Raw genomic sequence first — 17535 nt, forward strand, 5'->3', positions numbered from 1 at the left:
TGCGGGCAGTCAGACGATGCGAAAGACTTCACCTGTTCCAGCCACTCGAAGCAGATCAACCTTTTCTCCATCCCAATGATAATCCAGATGCCGACCCTGTAAGGGTGACCGGGCAAGGTCAGGGTAGAACAAGCCGACACAATCGCCCTCCCCTCTGACACTCGGGTAAACAATACCCTGCCCGTCAGCAGCGCGCAGAGCGGACGCGAAGTGTTGTGACGCCGCATAAACGTCGGGATCCAGAAGATCCACTGCGCCCGCCAGCCCCCTGATGTCATGAAGACGCGCCTCTACCGCCATCATCAATTCGCGAAATTGCGATGTCCAGCCGGGTGGCTGCGCAGTTGCCGCCATGAAACGGGCGTGGTGGTGGATGGTTTCGTGGACGGCGGTTTCAAAGTCGCTGGCAACATAAAGTACGCCCAGATGCCCATCAGAGAAACGACTGGGACGGTCAGTGCTGGTATGGGTGAAAGGGGCCATAAGAAAACTTGCCCCCGGGCCACCGACCCGACGTTCAGGCGGGATCAGGTCAAGGTTGCCGATGGTGTCCATCAGGCGCGGATTGGTCTTCTGTTCAGCAGAAATCAGAAGCGGCCAGTCCTCTGGCTCGGCGATGTCTTCGAACAGATCGATGGGGGGATAGACGCTTCGGATGATCCGTGTGGCCTTGTCCCATTTCAGATCGGTCAGCGGTACCTGATCTGGGAAGATCACCACGCGCCGCGCTCAGCGTCCAGATAGCGGCGGACCCGCATCAGATCGGTCAACTCACCGCCAAGCATCACCGACAGCGCGGAATTGCCCCCAAAAGTCTGGTTCTCGGCCTTGATCCATCCGTAGCTGCGCTGCGGTTCAGCAAAGAGGATGCGCAGTGCCTTATGGATGCCCAGAAGGTTCGAAAGCCGCGCCTTGGTGTCCCGGTTGATGCGTCCCGGCTGCCCGGCCTTCCATCGCCGGTAGGTACGCACTGGCAGATCAAGCAGCGTGGCCGCTTCTTCATCGGAGATCTGCCACTTGCCAAACAAATTGATTACCGCGCGCAGCATTGCGCCGCCTTCCTCATCCGAAATCGGTTCAGGGGTGAAATCATGGGATTTGGTTTCCAGTGGTTGCAGTGCCATCTCTTCCTCCATATGGCATCATATATGCTTTGCGATGCCATATGGCAAGACCGCTTGGCTATAGAGCGCAAGGTAAAGGCCCTATTCCATTGTACGAAGCCCTCCAACCTCACTGTTGCTTTTGCCATTGTGCCATCCACGGCTTTATTTCAGATTGGCGTGCAAATGCGCTTTCTCAATGAAATGAAATCCGCCTGCATCTTTGCCATGCTCTCCATCTGTGCGGTTCAGGTGTCAGCCCAAAATTTGCCCGATCCAATTACCGATGCAGACTATCGGCCTGTGAACCTGAACGAGGCAAAGCTGGGCCAGAGCCTATTTTACGACCCGATCTTGTCGGGCAACCGGAATGTCGCTTGCGCCACCTGCCACCATCCGAAATTCGGGACCTCTGACGGCGTGTCCCTGTCATTTGGGGATGGCGGTATCGGGCTTGGGCCTGAGCGCAAGGCCGACCCTCTTGATCCGCCTGAAAACCGCATTCCGCGGAATGCGCCGGCGCTGTTTAACCTCGGTGCCACTGAATTCACTGTGATGTTCCATGACGGACGCCTTGAAGCGGCAGAAGATCACCCCGGAGGGCTGCGGTCCCCCATGGATGCTGACATGCTGAGCGGTTTTGCGTCCGTCCTGTCGGCCCAAACCATGTTTCCCGTCCTCAGCGCAGACGAGATGGCCGGATCTTACAAGAAGAACGACATTGCCCGCGCCGTGCGCCAAGGGCGCATCACCGGACCGAAAGGCCCTTGGGACCTGCTGTCGCGTCGTGTAGCTGCGATCCCGGACTACGCGGCGCAGTTCAAGGCAGTCTATCCGCACATTGAAAATCCTGACGACATCGCGTTCACGGACATTTCAAACGCCATTGCTGCCTTCATGGCCTTCGAATGGCGTTCTGATACCTCACCATTTGACGCCTATCTCCGCAATGAAACAAAGTTGGATCCACTGGCCGAATATGGTCTGGCCCTTTTTTACGGCGATGCGGGGTGTGTTACCTGCCACAGCGGTCCTTTCCAGACGGATCACGATTTTCATGCCATGGCAGCCCCCCAGATCGGACCGGGAAAAGCAGCGGTTTTCGAAGATCACCACCGGGACGAAGGGCGCTTTCGCGTCACTGGCGATCAAGACGACCTCTACGCGTTCCGGACCCCGTCTTTGCGCAATGTCGCGCTGACCGGCCCCTACGGCCATGCCGGCAGCCACCGTGAACTTGCAGCCTTCATCGCGGATCACGCGAACCCGGCGGCAGGCCTCGCCCAGTATGACCGTGCGCAGGCCCTCTTGCCGGACCATAGCGCGCAGGATTTCACGGTTTTGGATGACCCCGAACAGGTAGCGGCCATCACGGCAGCGGTCAAAGCGCCCGCCGTTGGTCTGCAACCTGTGCATATCGAGGCGATCATCGCCTTTCTGGACAGCCTGACCGACCCTGTCGCCGTGCAGGGGCGCCTGGGCGTTCCTGACAGCGTGCCCAGTGGATTGCCGGTCCCTTAAGGTTTCGTCATCAGATAGGTTTGCCCAGCATCCAGCTGGGCGCTTGATTGTGTGCCATCCGGCCATTCCACCGTGACCGTGGCGCGGTTGGCCATGCCCAAACCAAAATGACGCGGCAGCAATTGACCGCCCGCATGGCCCCCGCCGATTACCTGCTGGACCGACTGTAAACCGTTCTCTGTCTCAACGGTGATCCGGGCGCCGATAGCGTTTCTGTTGCCGCCGTGCTGCTTCAGGTCCACGCGCAACCAGTTGCCCGTACCTTCGGTGACGTTCCGATAAAGCTCCATCGGAGCACGGCGGTTCACGACCACGACATCAAGCCGCCCGTCCCCGTCGAAATCCGCCAGCGATGCGCCCCTTGAGCGTTCCATCGTGGCGAGACCCGCCGCGTCGGCGACTTCGTCAAAGCTGCCATCGGACATCTGCATCAACAGATTATTGGGATCACGCGTTGCCATCCCCGGCATCTGATCGACGTTTCCTTTGGTGATTAAGAGATCGGCCAGACCGTCGTTGTCGATATCTCCGAACTCGGCGTGCCATCCGGTCGAGGGGCGCCCATCCCCACCCGTATGGGGCCGTTGGGCATAGGTCCCCATTTCATAGGGCGCAGCGGTGTAGCTGCCGTCGGCTTGGGCGATCTGCAGCACCTGATCCCCCATTGAGGTCAGCATCACCTCATCGCGTCCATCCCCCGTCAGATCCCGGCTGGCAATGCCCATCCCCCAAAGCGCGACCGTCGGCCAACCGTCGTCTTCTGTCAGAAAGCGGCGTTCTGCGATGTCCCACATCTGTTCGTAGCCGCCTTCAACGTAGTAGTGCCGGTCGTTGGACAGACGCAGGGCGTTTCGACGCCGCGCATCTTCGGCAGCAAGAATTGACAAGGGGCAGAAGCCCGGCGTCAAAGGCGCGGCGGCATAGCCTTTGCCGATTGGGCGCAGGATGGCATTGTCGTCACAGGCCTCAAACGGGCCGTCGGGATCATTGCGGTCGACGTAGTTGCCGATGGCAAAGGTTGGTCTGTCATCCCCTTGCTCCCACCATGCGGTGAATGCGGTGCTCCATGCGTCGTCCTGCGGTAGCCCCCAAAGGCTGGTTGCGTCGTCGAAGGTGCAGTCCGGCCCGCCTTTGAGGATTTTGTTCGCCCCGACGCGCAGCACGAACAGATCCATATGGCCGTCCGCGTCCACATCAATCGGATAGGCTCCGGTAACGCCTGTCATCGCAGGTAGAGGGGCGAGACGGAAGGTGAAGCTGCCGCCGTTTACCATCAGGCTGGCGGGATTGCTTCCTCCGGCGGCAAAGACGTCTGGAAGGCCATCCGCGTTGCAGTCGAACACCGCAACGCCACCGCCAACGAAATGCTCCCAGTCGCCGCCGTAGATATGCTTGGGCAGCGCCGCTGAACGGTCCTCGAACAGGGGTGCTGCCAGCGCCCCCTGCCCGATAATTAAAAGTGCACCCGCCAGACTTCTCACGCTGCCCGCGCCTCGCCTCCAATCAGGCTGGCGGTCATGGCCGACAATGCCAGCGCCGCCGCGCCCCTTGCCCAGACCAGATCATCCCATGTATTGATCGCGACCCTGCAGGGTCTGCGCCCTTCGTTCAGGGTCAGCTTTCGCATCGCATCCAGCACCTCATCCGCATAGAATTGGGCGTATTGCAGCCGCTCTCCCGACAGGATGATCAGCGCCGGATCAAAAAGCTGCACGACGTTTGACAACCCCAGCGACAAAAACCGCCCCGCCCGACGAAATATGGTATCCGCTGCCGCATGGCCTGATTTTGCTTTTTCAAAGAGGGTCGCGAGGACTTCTTCAGGGCTTTCTCCGCGGTCAAAGCTATGTCCCAATGCGGTCGATGCTTCCCGCGTCAGGGCGTAATCGGCAAGGTAGGCTTCAAGACATCCGCGCTGGCCGCATTGGCACAGGGCACCGTCCAACTGAACCTTGGTGTGCCCCAGCTCCAGCCCCATGCCATGGGCCCCGCGATAAAGCTGGTTTCCCATAACCAGGCCCATACCGACGCCGCTTTCGACAGTGACGACCGCAAAATCTGACATCGCACGTCCCTCTCCGAACCAAAGTTCGGCAAGGGTCAGCATATTGGCATCGTTGTCCAGTGAGACGGGGATGTGAAACCGGTCAATAAAGGCCGCTCTGAGGTTTTCATCACGGGTTTCCAGCATGGAGGACCAAACGACTTTGCCAGTGCTATGGTCAATGATCCCCGGCATCCCGATCCCGACGGATTGGATGTCTTGCATGTCTTTGCCGCTATTTTTCAGCAGCTTATCGATCAACGTTTGTGTCTCATCCAAAAGCTGCGCCATAGGTCGGCGCACGTCTGAGGATGGCATCGCAGCATCTGCGAGGACGTTCCCCGCAAAATCGGCAAGCACCGCCGTATGGCGCTTGAACGCAAGCTTAATACCAATCACATGCGCTGCTTCTGGCACGACTTCGAGCGCGACCTTGGGTCTGCCCCGCCCGGTCCCGCGTGGTTGGCGTTCGAACTCTCGCAGGAACCCTGCCGAGATCAGATCGGCGGTAAGCGTGGTTGTGGAACCTGCGCTAATTCCCAAGGCATGCGTGATGTCGGCGCGGGCCGCATGCCCCTGCGCGCGGACGAATTCGAACACTTGCTGCTTCAAAGGACGCGGCGTATCCTGAGGCGCTCGCAGCAACGGACCGCAGCCATCGGCTTGGGTCAATGCGCCCGCTTCTTGTATTAATTTCACTTCCAAAGCTAAATCCTTGGTAAATTCCCCAAAGTGAGCAGATTTTTGGTCACCCTAGGCAGCAATTCCTATGTTTGCGAGCAAAAATTTACAAAATCAGCATTTTTTATTTTGACAGCTAAAATAAATTGCGAAAGATTAACGTGACGGGTCACACGACTCGCGTCGCCACGCAGAAATGGGCGATACCTTCAGGGAGAGAGAAATGAAAAAACTGTTTATGGCTGCCGCACTGTCGGCCACGTCACTTGGCACCACTGTATCCGCAGATGGCCACGGCATGACTGTTGGTGTCAGCTGGTCCAACTTTCAGGAAGAACGCTGGAAAACTGATGAAGCGGCGATCAAGTCCTCTTTGGACGCTGCCGGCGCAAAGTATATTTCAGCGGATGCGCAGTCGTCCTCTGCCAAGCAGTTGTCAGACGTCGAAAGCCTGATCGCGCAGGGTGTTGATGCGCTCATCATCCTTGCACAGGACAGCGCGGCGATTGGGCCTGCTGTGGACGCGGCCGCTGCCGAGGGTATTCCTGTCGTGGGGTATGACCGCCTGATCGAAGATGGTCGCGCGTTCTATCTGACCTTTGACAACATCGAAGTCGGCCGGATGCAGGCGCGCGCCGTGCTCGAAGCCCAGCCCGAAGGCAATTACGTGATGATCAAGGGCTCGCCCACCGATCCCAACGCGGATTTCCTGCGCGGTGGTCAGCAGGAAGTGCTGCAAGAGGCGATTGACGCGGGCAAGATCACCATCGTTGATGAAGCCTACACCGATGGCTGGCTGCCTGCAAATGCGCAGCGCAACATGGAGCAGATCCTGACAGCGAACGACAACAATGTCGATGCGGTCGTGGCTTCGAATGATGGCACGGCGGGCGGTGTTGTTGCCGCGCTGACCGCACAGGGCATGGAAGGCATCCCGGTTTCCGGACAGGACGGCGATCACGCCGCGCTGAACCGCGTGGCCAAGGGTACGCAGACAGTGTCCGTCTGGAAGGACGCCCGCGAACTGGGCAAGGCCGCAGGCGAGATCGCCGTGCAGCTGGCCAAGAGCGACGGTGACATGAAAGCCGTGGGCGATGCGGTTGAATGGGAAACGCCGGGCGGCACCAAAATGGTCGCGCGCTTCCTGGCACCGGTTCCGATCACCAAGGACAACCTGACCACCGTGGTAGACGCGGGCTGGATCACTCAAGAGGCTCTGTGTCAGGGCGTATCGGGCGGCCCTGCCCCTTGTAGCTAGTCTCCCTGCTCTGGTCCGTCTCGCGTGACGGGCCAGAGACCTTCGCAATCTTTCGCAATTTAGGTATCGTTGACCGGGCTGGTATCGTCGCTGGCACGAGAGGAGCACGATCATGTCTGTAGAATCTGCCAATACACCGACGCCCCGACGCAAGCGCAGTCTGTTCGAAGAACTGGAACTGGACACGCGGTTACTGGGTATGATCGGTGCCTTCATTCTTGTGGCGCTCGTGTTCAATGTTCTGACAGACGGCCGTTTCCTGACACCGCGCAATATCTTCAACCTGACAATCCAGACCGTCAGCGTTGCCATCATGGCGACGGGAATGGTCTTTGTGATCGTGACACGGCACATCGACCTTTCAGTCGGCGCGGTGCTGGCGGCCTGCTCTGCCCTGATGGCCATGACGCAGGTGCGCATCCTGCCCGGCATGGGGTTTGAGATCGGCCATTGGGCCATTCCCTGGGTCGCCATCGCCGCTGGTATTCTCCTTGGTGCGCTGATCGGGGCCTTCAACGGTTGGTTGATTGGTTATCAGGGTATTCCGGCCTTTATCGTCACCCTTGGTGGATTCCTGATCTGGCGCAACGTGGGCTGGTACCAGACCAACGGCCAGACCATCGGTCCGCTTGACCAGACCTTTATGATGTTTGGCGGGATCAACGGCACCTTGGGCGGAACAGTAAGCTGGATCATCGGGGTGATCGCGATTGTGTTGGCCATCTTTGGCATCTTCAACGCGCGGCGGGTCAAGCTGGCGCATAACTTCCCGGTCAAGCCGATGTGGGCCGAGGTTTCACTTGCGGTGATCGCAACAGCCGCGATTGCGGGGTTCATCGGAATTCTGACCAGTTACGAAGTCCCTGCCCGCGTCGTGGCACGGGATCCTGCCAAATACGGCTGCGAAGTTGCCGAGGGCTGCGCCGCTGTCTACGGACTTCCGATCTCGGTTCTGCTGCTGATCGCGATTGCCGCGATCATGACAGTGGTCGCCCGCAAGACACGGTTCGGGCGCTACATTTTCGCCACCGGGGGCAACCCGGACGCGGCCGAGCTTTCGGGCATCAATACCCGGATGCTGACCGTCAAGATATTCATGCTGATGGGGGTCCTCTGCGCACTTGCGGCGGTTGTTGCATCCTCACGCCTTGCCAACCATTCGAACGATCTGGGCACGCTTGACGAATTGAGAGTGATCGCCGCGGCAGTGATCGGCGGAACGGCATTGTCCGGGGGTATCGGCACGATCTACGGCGCGATCCTTGGCGCGTTGATTATGCAATCGCTGCAATCGGGCATGGCCATGGTCGGCGTTGATGCGCCCTTGCAGAACATCGTCGTGGGCGCGGTTCTGGTTGTCGCCGTCTTTATCGACATTCAGTATCGCAAGCGCATGGGGGCAAAGTGATGACACCTTTGGTTGAAATGAAGAATGTCTCCATCGCCTTTGGCGGGGTGCAGGCGGTCGATAACGTCAGCATCGATCTCTACCCCGGTGAGGTCGTTGGCCTTCTGGGGCATAACGGTGCCGGCAAATCCACCCTGATCAAGATGCTGTCGGGGGCCTACAAGATGGACAGCGGCGAGATATGGATCAACGGTCACAAGGCCCAGATCCATTCGCCCCGCGACGCACGTCACTACAACATCGAGACAATCTACCAGACGCTGGCGCTGGCCGATAACCTTGATGCCGCCTCGAACCTGTTTCTGGGGCGCGAACTGACGACTGGTCTTGGCTTTGTCGATGACGACCGGATGGAGGCCGAAACCCGCAAGATCATGGCGCGGCTGAACCCGAACTTCAAAAAGCTGAAAGAACCTGTCTCCGCCCTTTCCGGTGGCCAGCGGCAGTCCGTCGCCATCGCGCGCGCGGTCTACTTCAATGCGAAGATCCTGATCATGGATGAGCCGACCGCAGCCCTTGGCGTGCACGAGACAGCCATGGTCGCAGAACTGATTCAGGAACTGAAAAAGCAGGGCCTTGGCATCTTTCTGATTTCACATGACACGCGCGAGATGATGGAGCTTTGCGATCGCGTCGCCGTGATGAAGAATGGTCAGATGGTCGGAACGGAGCGTGTCGAGGACGTGACCGAGGACGACATCCTGTCGATGATCATTCTTGGCAAGAACCCCAAGGCTGCCGCTTGATGTACATCGGCCTTGATCTGGGCACCTCTTCACTGAAGGCAATCCTGATAGACGACGCGCAAGACGTCCTGGCCGAACATAGCGTTCCGCTCAGCGTGCAGCGCCCTTTCGACGGCTGGTCCGAACAGGATCCCAAAACTTGGTGTGATGCCGCAACTTTGGCGCTTAAGGCATTGAGCCAAAATGTAGATTGCAGTTCTGTGTCGGGAATTGGCCTATCGGGGCATATGCATGGCGCGACGCTTCTGGGGTCAGATGATACCCCACTTCGACCCTGCATGTTGTGGAATGACACCCGCAGCCATGTCGAAGCAGCCGAGATGGACGCAGACCCGATTTTCCGGGCGGTCACGGGCAATATTGTCTTTCCCGGCTTCACCGCACCCAAGGTGGAATGGGTGCGCCGAAATGAAAGCGATACATTCAAAAATACCCGTAAAATACTGCTTCCAAAAGATTTCCTTCGACTTTTCCTGACTGGAGAGCATGCCTCGGAGATGTCTGACGCTGCTGGCACTGCGTGGTTCGACACCGGCGCGCGGGATTGGTCGGATGATCTTTTGGCGGCCTGTTCTTTGTCTCGTGACCATATGCCTCGCCTGGTGGAGGGCAGTGCCCCCTCCGGAACGCTGCGCCCATCCTTCGCATCAGAGGTCGGCCTGCCCCGCTGCGTGGTCGCGGGCGGTGCGGGCGACAATGCTGCCGCCGCCATCGGCGCTGGTGTTGTGGAGGCTGGTAGCGCATTTCTATCCTTGGGCACTTCCGGTGTGCTGTTTGCTGCAAACTCCAGCTACCGGCCCGATCCTGCGTCAGCCGTTCACACATTTTGTCACGCCGTTCCTGCAACCTGGCATCAGATGGGTGTGATCCTTGCCGCGACGGATGCGCTGGAATGGTTGTCACGGCTCACCGGACAGTCTGCGGCTGAACTGACCCGCAACCTTGGCCACTTGACCGCGCCGGGCAAAACCCTGTTCCTTCCCTATCTTGGGGGTGAGCGCACGCCGCATAATGACGCCGCAATCCGAGGTCAGTTCCTGCACCTCGATCACGCAACCAATGCAAAGGAAGCCGCCCGGGCGGTCCTCCAAGGCGTTAGTTTCGCCTTTGCCGACTGCAAGGAAGCCTTGGCGCAGACCGGAACGTCTCTTACCCGTGCGCTGGCCTTGGGCGGTGGGGCAAAATCCGAACATTGGTTGCATATGCTGGCAACCACGCTTGATATGACTTTGGACGTGCCGAAGGCTGGCGATTTTGGCGCCGCCCTTGGTGCCGCACGTCTTGGGATGATGGCCAGCACCGGCGCAGGGGCCGAGATCGCGACCCAGCCGCCGCTATCGAGCTCAATCGACCCGGACCCGTCCCTTGCTGCCGCGATGGCCGAGGGACATGACCGCTATAAACGCGCCTATCAAGTACTAAAGGACCTCTGAGATGACCGACTTTTTCAAGGGAATTCCCCAGATCATCTATGAGGGTCCCCAGACCGACAATGAATTCGCCTTTCGTCACTATAATCCTGACGAACTGGTGATGGAAAAATCGATGAAGGATCATTTGCGATTTGCCTGCGCCTACTGGCATTCCCTTGCATGGCCCGGCGGCGATCCGTTCGGCGGCCAGACGTTTGAGCGTCCCTGGTTTGGCGACACGATGGAGCTGGCACGGCTCAAGGCCGATACAGCGTTCGACATGTTCCAGATCCTCGATGTGCCCTTCTTTTGTTTCCATGACGCCGACGTGCGGCCTGAAGGTGCGAATTACGCTGAAAACACCCGCAACCTCGAAGCGATCGTGGAGTACTTTGGTGAAAAGATGGAGGCCACCGGGCTGCAATTGCTCTGGGGCACGGCGAACCTTTTCTCGCACCGTCGTTTCATGGCCGGTGCGGCAACGAACCCCGATCCGGAGGTATTTGCCTTTTCCGCCGCCACGATCAAAAGCTGCATGGATGCGACGCACAAGCTGGGCGGGCAGAACTACGTGCTTTGGGGCGGGCGCGAGGGCTATGAAACCCTGCTTAACACCGACATGGGCCGCGAGCGGGCCCAAGCCGGGGCAATGCTGCAGATGGTTGTCGATTACAAACACAAGATCGGTTTTGACGGCACGATCCTGATCGAACCAAAGCCGCAGGAACCCACCAAGCATCAGTATGATTATGACGTTGCCACAGTCTACGGTTTCCTCAAGGATTTCGGGCTTGAGGGTGAGGTAAAGGTGAACATCGAACAGGGCCACGCGATCCTTGCGGGCCACAGCTTTGAACACGAACTGGCACTGGCGCGAGAGTTGGGCATTCTGGGGTCCATCGACATGAACCGAAATGACTACCAGTCTGGCTGGGACACAGACCAGTTTCCCAACAACGTGCCGGAAATGGCGCTGGCCTTTTACGAGATCCTGCGCGCGGGCGGTTTCACCACCGGCGGGACGAATTTTGACGCCAAGCTGCGCCGTCAGTCGCTGGACCCCGAAGACCTGATCCTTGCCCATGTGGGCGGAATGGATGCCTGCGCGGCGGGCCTCAAGGCGGCTGCGGCCATGTTGGAGGACGGCAAACTGGAAGCGGCACGTGAGGAGCGATATGCCGGATGGGACAGTGAGGCGGGCAAGGCGCTGCTTAGCTCTGATCTGGCCAGCATCGAAAAGCAGGTCCGGGAAAAGGATATCAATCCCCTACCCCGCTCTGGCCGCCAAGAGCGGCTGGAAAATCTGGTGAACCGTTACCTTTAATGAACCGCAGATATGCGGACCTGCCTGTCCGCTCGCTCAAGACCTTCTCCCAAAAGCGTGATTAGTACTGATGCGGTGAAGGGTGTTTAATCGGGCTGAACGCCCTGCGTCTGTGACTTGCGCCAAATCGCGGATCAGCCGCAGGGTTTGTAACTTCACCTACGGAGGACGCCATGAGACTGAGATATATCGCTTTAATCGCCGCAATCGTATCGGCAAGTACGACGTCACTTGCCGCCCAGACATTCAAAGCTGAAAACCGGGTAATCGTCACCCCGCAATCCAATGGTCTTTTTTCAGTTTCCGCCGGGAACTACTGGGGCGCACGTGGCGCGTGGTGTGCGGCGGCGGATTACGCCATGGACGTGCTGGGGGCATCGGGAACGACGCGGCTTTATGTTCAGGTGCCAACCACCACGCCCAGCGGTCCCGTCACTTTTGGGCTGACACCGGGTAATACCACCCCTGTTGGCGTCGTCAGCGTATCGGCATCCTTGCGAACGGCAGGGTCAAACCTTTCGATCGATCACGCGTTTCAGTTTTGCTACGACGCCCGGCTACAGAGCATTCCTTGATGCCCGGTACCTGTCGTGACGCCTTGGCGCGGGTTCCGTTGGCTGCAAGACATACAAAAAAGGCAGGTGCGGGCCGTCCCACACCTGCCTTCGTCATTCTAAGTCTTACTGATTACTCAGCAGGCAGTTCTGATTGTGTGGGTTGACCTGACAGGCTGTCAGGCAGCACCAGCGCCACGATGACAAAGATGGCCCCCAGCACGATGCCCAGAATGTCACCCGATACCGCAAATATGCCGTCGAACTTTGAGCCGGGAACTGTCCCAAGCGTGACTTTGCCACCGGCGATATTGTTCAGCAGGCCAGATGCCTTCCAAGCTGGATAGGTCACCATGTAAGCGGCTGCGCCCAAAAGCCCGCCCGCGATGAAGAACAGCGCGTCCTTGCGGCCCGATGCTGCGGCACAAACGCCCGTGCCCGGACAGAAACCCGACGCGGCCCAACCTGCGCCAAGCATCAATCCACCGATGAACACACCGATGTAGGCAGCTTTGACGCTCATATGAGCCACATCAACGAGGCCGATCATCTGGCCAGCAAACATCAGGATAGATCCGGTGCCGATGGCCAACAGTATCGCCTTCATCAGGTTCAGTTGACGCAAATTCAGCATGCGGGTGATGGTATTGGGGTTTGTCGCCCCGATCCGGTCAAGCACCGCACCAAAGGCGGCACCAATAACAATTGCGAGTATGATCTCCATGGCTCAGCCCCTTTTGTACATCATCATTGCGGTTGGAACGGCAGCGGCAAATGCGCCTGCGGCAAAGACATACCCAGACAGTGAGGTCTGCATCATGCCGGACATCATGTGCCCCGACGTGCAGCCACCGGCCAAACGTGCGCCGTAAAGAACGATAAATCCGCCTAGGAACGCGACCATGTAGCGTTTCATGGGGGTATCACCGTAGTTCGCCTTCCAGATCGCCGGTAAACGTTTTTCGTCCCGGCCTACGCCACCGCGGGCAAAGGCCGACAGCGCTGCCCCGGCCATCATGGCAAGCACAAAGACAAAGCTATAGTTCAATGGGTTCGCGGCTGATTTCGCATATTTGCCGCCCGACTTCGCCATATAGGCGTTGGTCGAGGTATACCCCTCGTCGGTTTGTGTGATGAAATCTGCGTTCACCGCATCCGTTAAAATCCCGTCAAGGATAACGAATTGGGTGGATACGCCGATTGGCTTGACCAAGAGCACGGCCGCAAAGAACACCACGCCCAGCAGCACGCCTCCGATTTTCCAGTCAACAGACATAGGACCTCTCCTTCAAGGTGTTGAATATACCAAGAATAGTATGGGATCAGGTGTTCCGGTATGATCTGGATCAAAAACATTCGAATTTTTGAATGTTATGTCAGATCGGCTTTCTGTCCGACCGTAACTGCTGTTTTATCTTGTGAAATTGTCTTGAAATGACGCATCGTAAACACTGCGCGAAAGCGACTTAATGCAACAAACCAGTGTTTTGGGTTCCACTGCATGTCCGGTCTGGACCGAGCGAGCCTATCGTTGAACTCACCTCAAAAATCAGGCGCCGCTTTCGCCTCACATACTGCCGCGTGTCAGTCTGATCTGACGGCTTTTTGGAACAGGCTTTCCGGGACTGTCGAACGCATGCTTGAAACCTGGTGTCGCCCGTGCCGGTATTGCGCGGTGACGCGAGCTGCTATGAAAGCAACCCGCAGGCCAGCGTAAAGGATTACTTCTTCTTGGCAGGCTTGCTCTTACCTCTTGCCGTTGTCGGTTTTGCGCCTGACCGCGTTGTTCGTACGGTACTTGCCCGAGACGGTTTGGCTGGACCACGTTTCGTTCCTCCGCCCCCGCCCTTGTCGTCCTGTTGCGGATTCAGGTTCACACGGTGCGCTTCGATCTCTTTAAGCGCTTCACGCTCTGTCTTGATCGCGGCGTCGAACCGCGCAACCGCAGACGCTTTTTGCTTTTCCAGTGATTTGATGCGCGCGGCAATGCGCTTTTCCTGCCCTTCTGTTACGGCTTTGATACGGCTTTTGTAGTTTTGCGGCGTGACCTTTTCAGAGAACCGCTTGTCGAGGTCGGTGAACAGCTTGGTCTGTTCCTTGATCAGTTTGTTGATGCTCATCTTGGCGTCCTTTCGAGATTAGATCTGGCGGTTGAAGTCGGCCTCGTTCACGGGGAAATTCGGATCGCTTGCGAAACCCGATGTGGTAATGTTGCCAACCATCGTACCAGCCATGTTGCGCATATTTACCGATGCCATCATGCCATTTACGGTTTTGATCTGGTTCCCCATCACCACGCCCGCGCGGCCCTCCAGGATGACCGACGCATTGCTGTCGGATTCACGTCCCGGACCCAGATGCCAGCAATAGTTGTGATTGAAGAAGACCCTTTCGAAACGCGCGTTAAAGGTCTCGGTGATTGGCCATTCCCGCATTTCGACCAAGGCCGAGAAACCCTTGCCCACGAACTTGTTGTTGGTGATCTGGCAGGGAAAGCCAAGGGTCAAGGAGCCAGGTCCGGTATTGACGCTGAATTCCAGCAAGCCCTGGATCAGCAAGGCCCGGTCTTCGCGCCCGTCCGGCAAAAGCGCACCGTTGGAATAGGTCACCAGGTTGCTCTCAATCCGCGCCTCCATCACGAAAGCGCCCAGAATGCCTCTGATCGCATTGGCATTTGTGGTGCCGTCGGTGGGCACGCCGGTATTCATGACCTCGTTTGCTTCCACGTGCCATTCGCCAAGGACAAAGAGCGCCCCTATCGCGAAGGGCAGCGGGCCGAGCCAGCCAACATTCGACAGATGGTTCTCGGTGACGCTTGTGCGCGCCACGGTAAGCAGCGCGAGTACGCCAAAAGCCACGGCATTGGTCACGGTGTTTTTGGACACAGATGGTGCAAGCTCTAACCCAAGTGCTACGCCAAAACCGGTATCGGCAATGGTATTGCCGCTCAGCCGGAGATACCGTCCGTTGGTGGCAATCACGCCGCTCCCCGCCCCTCTGATCGCGTTGTCACAGACCCGTGTCGCCACGGCCTGGTTGAGGAAAATGCCGGGTGTGAGATCAAGCGTCGGAAAGGGGTCGATCTCATTTCCGTCAACCAGCGTGTCTCGCGCGTCCCCAACAAAGATGCCCGTCGTCATGCCGCGCAGCGTGTTGCCGGTGACCACAACATGCTCCGTCAGATGGTCTTGATCGGGGCCGTTCCCGATAAATATTCCTAGGTTGCGAGCATCGTCATCGGCGACAAAGTTGGCCTCGATGGTATTGTGCGTCACTTTTGCCGCTATGCCGCTGGCGCGAATACCTGCTGTCGCGCTTCCTGCAAAGGACACACGGTTGCCATCGATCAGCGTATCTCCGGCACCGCTATCGATCCCGTAGAACGCTACCGGATCACCGGGCGCGGCACCCGCCTGCATCAGGTCAATCTCGTTATGACTGATCTGCGACCCCTCGCCCAGCGACCCCCGTAGGACCCCGGATGGGTCGTCATTGACGCTGATCCCGGTCACTGCACCGGTGATGCGGTTGCCTGTCACCCGGACAGGGCCGGTCAAACCGACCGCTGTCACACCCAATTGCCCGACAAAACTTTGCGCGCCAAGGGTCATTGAATTGTCTTCAATGCGGATATGATTGCAGCGCTCCAAAGCCATGATACCGAAAACAAGGGCTTCGAAACGGCCTTGGCTGATTGTGACATCAGAGGCATCTGCAAGCAGTATCCCGGCGGACGACGTGCCGCGCGCCGCAAAGAAACCGCACCCCACGATGGAGATATCGGCAGAGCTGATGATCTCGACTATGCCGAATGCGTTGGCCTGTGCCGCAGGGTGTTCAAACCGAATGGTGGATATCTGGATGCCCGTCGTTCCGGTAACTTCAAGCACCGGCCCATCGTCTGAACGTCGCACTGTAACACCGGCGGATTCGCCGTGCAGCACGATATTGGGCGTTGTGATCTGAAGCGCGCTCGACACGGTGTGCAGGCCCGCCTTGAGGCAAATGCAGCCGCCCACATCATCAGGCAGGCTGTTGATTGCGGCCTGGATGTCTTCGCCCGGATGCACGATGACGGTGCAACAACACTCGCCTCCGAAATCAATCGGGTCCCGGCAATCAGATGCCGCAGGGGCGACCCAATCACCGCCCGATGCCTCCACCAGCGCCAAGCGGCAATAGTGGTGCTGATAATCCTCTGGAGGCGCTGCGTTAAGTTCTTCAACCGAATTGTCGGCATAGCGTGCGATAAAGGTCCAGCGGTCACCGATGCGGATCGGCCCGGTGGCAGTGGCAAGTGACAAGGCAACCTCAACCCCGTCTTCAAGCGCGATCCATGTGCCGTCCGTAGGCATCGGGATCAGCCCCGACGATCCCGCCACATCAAGATCGGTGATCGGGTTGGCATCATGATCCACAATCTGACCTGACTGGTCCCAACGGCGGATGACCGGGCTGTATTGCTGGTCCAGATCAGGCCCTGCCCCGTCAAGCAATACAGCCGCTGCTGGCAGCGGGTTTTCAAGCGTAATTGTGTCTGTGGGGTCATCGACGCTCAATACCAATCCCATTGTGCCGGGCTCACCGGCCAGCATACGGGCCTCATCGGTGACTTCGACCCAGTCGCCGGGGTTGAAGCGCAGGAAATCGTCTTTCGCGACCTCCTCAACCTCAAGAACATTGCCTTGCGGCTGTGACAGGATCGTCGTCGCCACCGTCCCGTGGGTGCGGGAGAACTTGACCAAAGGAGCGCCATTTTCGTCAAACCCATGCACGACGACAAGGTAGGTCCGGTTGTCGATGCCACGGTAGTCGGCGTCTGGTGGCAACAGGCATGGGTCGGTCTCGGCCTGCGCCGGATCGGCGCGCGAACTCAGTCTTGCTGCTGATGGCGCAATTTGCGCCGCCCAGTTGGGGATATTAGCGTCCGGTGTTTCACAGGTTGTCCCCGCAGGGACAGGTCCGAAAGACTTGACCTGCCAGACGGTCTGACGGCGGGCAAAGGTGTCGACCGTGATCGCGGGATCGAGGATGGTGTCATCCTCAAGGTAGGTGACATCGCGCTGCCAGACATCCAGATAGACCAGATGCAACCCGTCGGCGGGTACAAAGGGGTCAGCACCGGGCAGAAATGGCTGGTCATCAAAATCTACCGGATCAGGGCCGCGCATCTCTGACAGGACATCGTTAAAGACTTCGGCCCCGGTGCCAAAGTTCTCTGCCAGATGGCCATCGACATAGTACCGCCCCGGCCCGACCTCGATATCGCCGCCAGATACTGTGATTTCAAAGGAGGTTGGCAAGGCAGCAGGATACCCGCAGCGTCCGATCAGATCGACGGTCTCGGCCCGCAAGCGACGATCCCGGATGCGCCTGTCCTCGTTGATTGGTGCATCGGTGGCTACACGCCCCTGCATGGTCGTCGTCCAGGCGGTGTTCCTGCGATGGTCAAATGTCTTTCTGCTGATATCCGTCGTCATATCA

The 17535-nt window shown here is 58.4% G+C and carries 15 protein-coding genes; 7 read left to right on the plus strand and 8 right to left on the minus strand.

Annotation, left to right across the window (positions count from 1 at the left end):
* Positions 1-9: 9 nt before the first annotated feature.
* Positions 10-720, minus strand: a complete 711-nt coding sequence (locus GV827_RS13930; protein ID WP_328823154.1) for an RES family NAD+ phosphorylase — start codon at positions 718-720, stop codon at positions 10-12.
* On the minus strand, positions 714-1124 hold the full coding sequence (locus GV827_RS13935; protein WP_164354423.1) for an MbcA/ParS/Xre antitoxin family protein: 411 nt from the start codon (positions 1122-1124) through the stop codon (positions 714-716). Before GV827_RS13935 ends, GV827_RS13930 begins: the two co-directional genes overlap by 7 nt.
* Before the next feature lie 183 nt (positions 1125-1307).
* Between GV827_RS13935 and GV827_RS13940 the strand changes: the two genes are divergently transcribed.
* Complete coding sequence (locus GV827_RS13940) at positions 1308-2624, plus strand: cytochrome-c peroxidase (RefSeq protein WP_164354496.1); 1317 nt, start codon at positions 1308-1310, stop codon at positions 2622-2624.
* Here GV827_RS13940 and GV827_RS13945 read toward each other — a convergent pair.
* Both GV827_RS13945 and GV827_RS13950 read right to left on the minus strand, forming a co-directional pair.
* Complete coding sequence (locus GV827_RS13945; RefSeq protein WP_164354424.1) at positions 2621-4105, minus strand: CRTAC1 family protein; 1485 nt, start codon at positions 4103-4105, stop codon at positions 2621-2623. The two genes, GV827_RS13940 and GV827_RS13945, sit on opposite strands and share 4 nt — an antisense overlap.
* On the minus strand, positions 4102-5373 hold the full coding sequence (locus GV827_RS13950) for an ROK family protein (RefSeq protein WP_164354425.1): 1272 nt from the start codon (positions 5371-5373) through the stop codon (positions 4102-4104). The genes GV827_RS13945 and GV827_RS13950 overlap by 4 nt, the downstream gene beginning before the upstream one ends.
* Before the next feature lie 199 nt (positions 5374-5572).
* Here GV827_RS13950 and xylF point away from each other — a divergent pair, with 199 nt between their 5' ends.
* The 6 genes from xylF to GV827_RS13980 all read left to right on the plus strand — a co-directional run bounded on the left by xylF (position 5573) and on the right by GV827_RS13980 (position 12072).
* Entirely contained in the window at positions 5573-6607 is a 1035-nt protein-coding gene (gene xylF / locus GV827_RS13955; RefSeq protein ID WP_164354426.1) for a D-xylose ABC transporter substrate-binding protein, read from the plus strand.
* Positions 6608-6719: 112 nt separating this feature from the next.
* Positions 6720-8015, plus strand: a complete 1296-nt coding sequence (locus tag GV827_RS13960) for a sugar ABC transporter permease (RefSeq protein WP_164354427.1) — start codon at positions 6720-6722, stop codon at positions 8013-8015.
* A complete protein-coding gene (locus GV827_RS13965) occupies positions 8015-8761 on the plus strand; it encodes an ATP-binding cassette domain-containing protein (protein ID WP_164354428.1) in 747 nt (248 codons plus the stop codon). The genes GV827_RS13960 and GV827_RS13965 overlap by 1 nt, the downstream gene beginning before the upstream one ends.
* Positions 8761-10194 carry a xylulokinase gene (gene xylB / locus GV827_RS13970; protein WP_204325890.1) on the plus strand — a complete coding sequence of 478 codons (1434 nt, stop codon included), beginning with the start codon at positions 8761-8763 and terminating at the stop codon, positions 10192-10194. The genes GV827_RS13965 and xylB overlap by 1 nt, the downstream gene beginning before the upstream one ends.
* Before the next feature lies 1 nt (position 10195).
* Positions 10196-11497, plus strand: a complete 1302-nt coding sequence (xylA, locus tag GV827_RS13975) for a xylose isomerase (RefSeq protein ID WP_164354430.1) — start codon at positions 10196-10198, stop codon at positions 11495-11497.
* 173 nt (positions 11498-11670) lie between these two features.
* A complete protein-coding gene (locus GV827_RS13980) occupies positions 11671-12072 on the plus strand; it encodes a hypothetical protein (RefSeq protein WP_164354431.1) in 402 nt (133 codons plus the stop codon).
* Positions 12073-12184: 112 nt separating this feature from the next.
* On the opposite strand, the gene GV827_RS13985 is transcribed toward GV827_RS13980, so the two are convergent.
* The 4 genes from GV827_RS13985 to GV827_RS14000 all read right to left on the minus strand — a co-directional run bounded on the left by GV827_RS13985 (position 12185) and on the right by GV827_RS14000 (position 17531).
* Complete coding sequence (locus GV827_RS13985) at positions 12185-12775, minus strand: DUF6691 family protein (protein WP_164354432.1); 591 nt, start codon at positions 12773-12775, stop codon at positions 12185-12187.
* Between the two features lie 3 nt (positions 12776-12778).
* Positions 12779-13327, minus strand: a complete 549-nt coding sequence (locus GV827_RS13990; protein ID WP_164354433.1) for a YeeE/YedE thiosulfate transporter family protein — start codon at positions 13325-13327, stop codon at positions 12779-12781.
* A gap of 445 nt (positions 13328-13772) precedes the next feature.
* Positions 13773-14171: a hypothetical protein gene (locus tag GV827_RS13995; RefSeq protein WP_164354434.1), complete on the minus strand. Its 399-nt coding sequence runs from the start codon at positions 14169-14171 to the stop codon at positions 13773-13775.
* 18 nt (positions 14172-14189) lie between these two features.
* A complete protein-coding gene (locus GV827_RS14000; protein WP_164354435.1) occupies positions 14190-17531 on the minus strand; it encodes a DUF6519 domain-containing protein in 3342 nt (1113 codons plus the stop codon).
* Positions 17532-17535: the final 4 nt, after the last annotated feature.

The sequence above is a fragment of the Sulfitobacter sediminilitoris genome (genome assembly GCF_010667575.1).
Taxonomy (GTDB): domain Bacteria; phylum Pseudomonadota; class Alphaproteobacteria; order Rhodobacterales; family Rhodobacteraceae; genus Sulfitobacter; species Sulfitobacter sediminilitoris.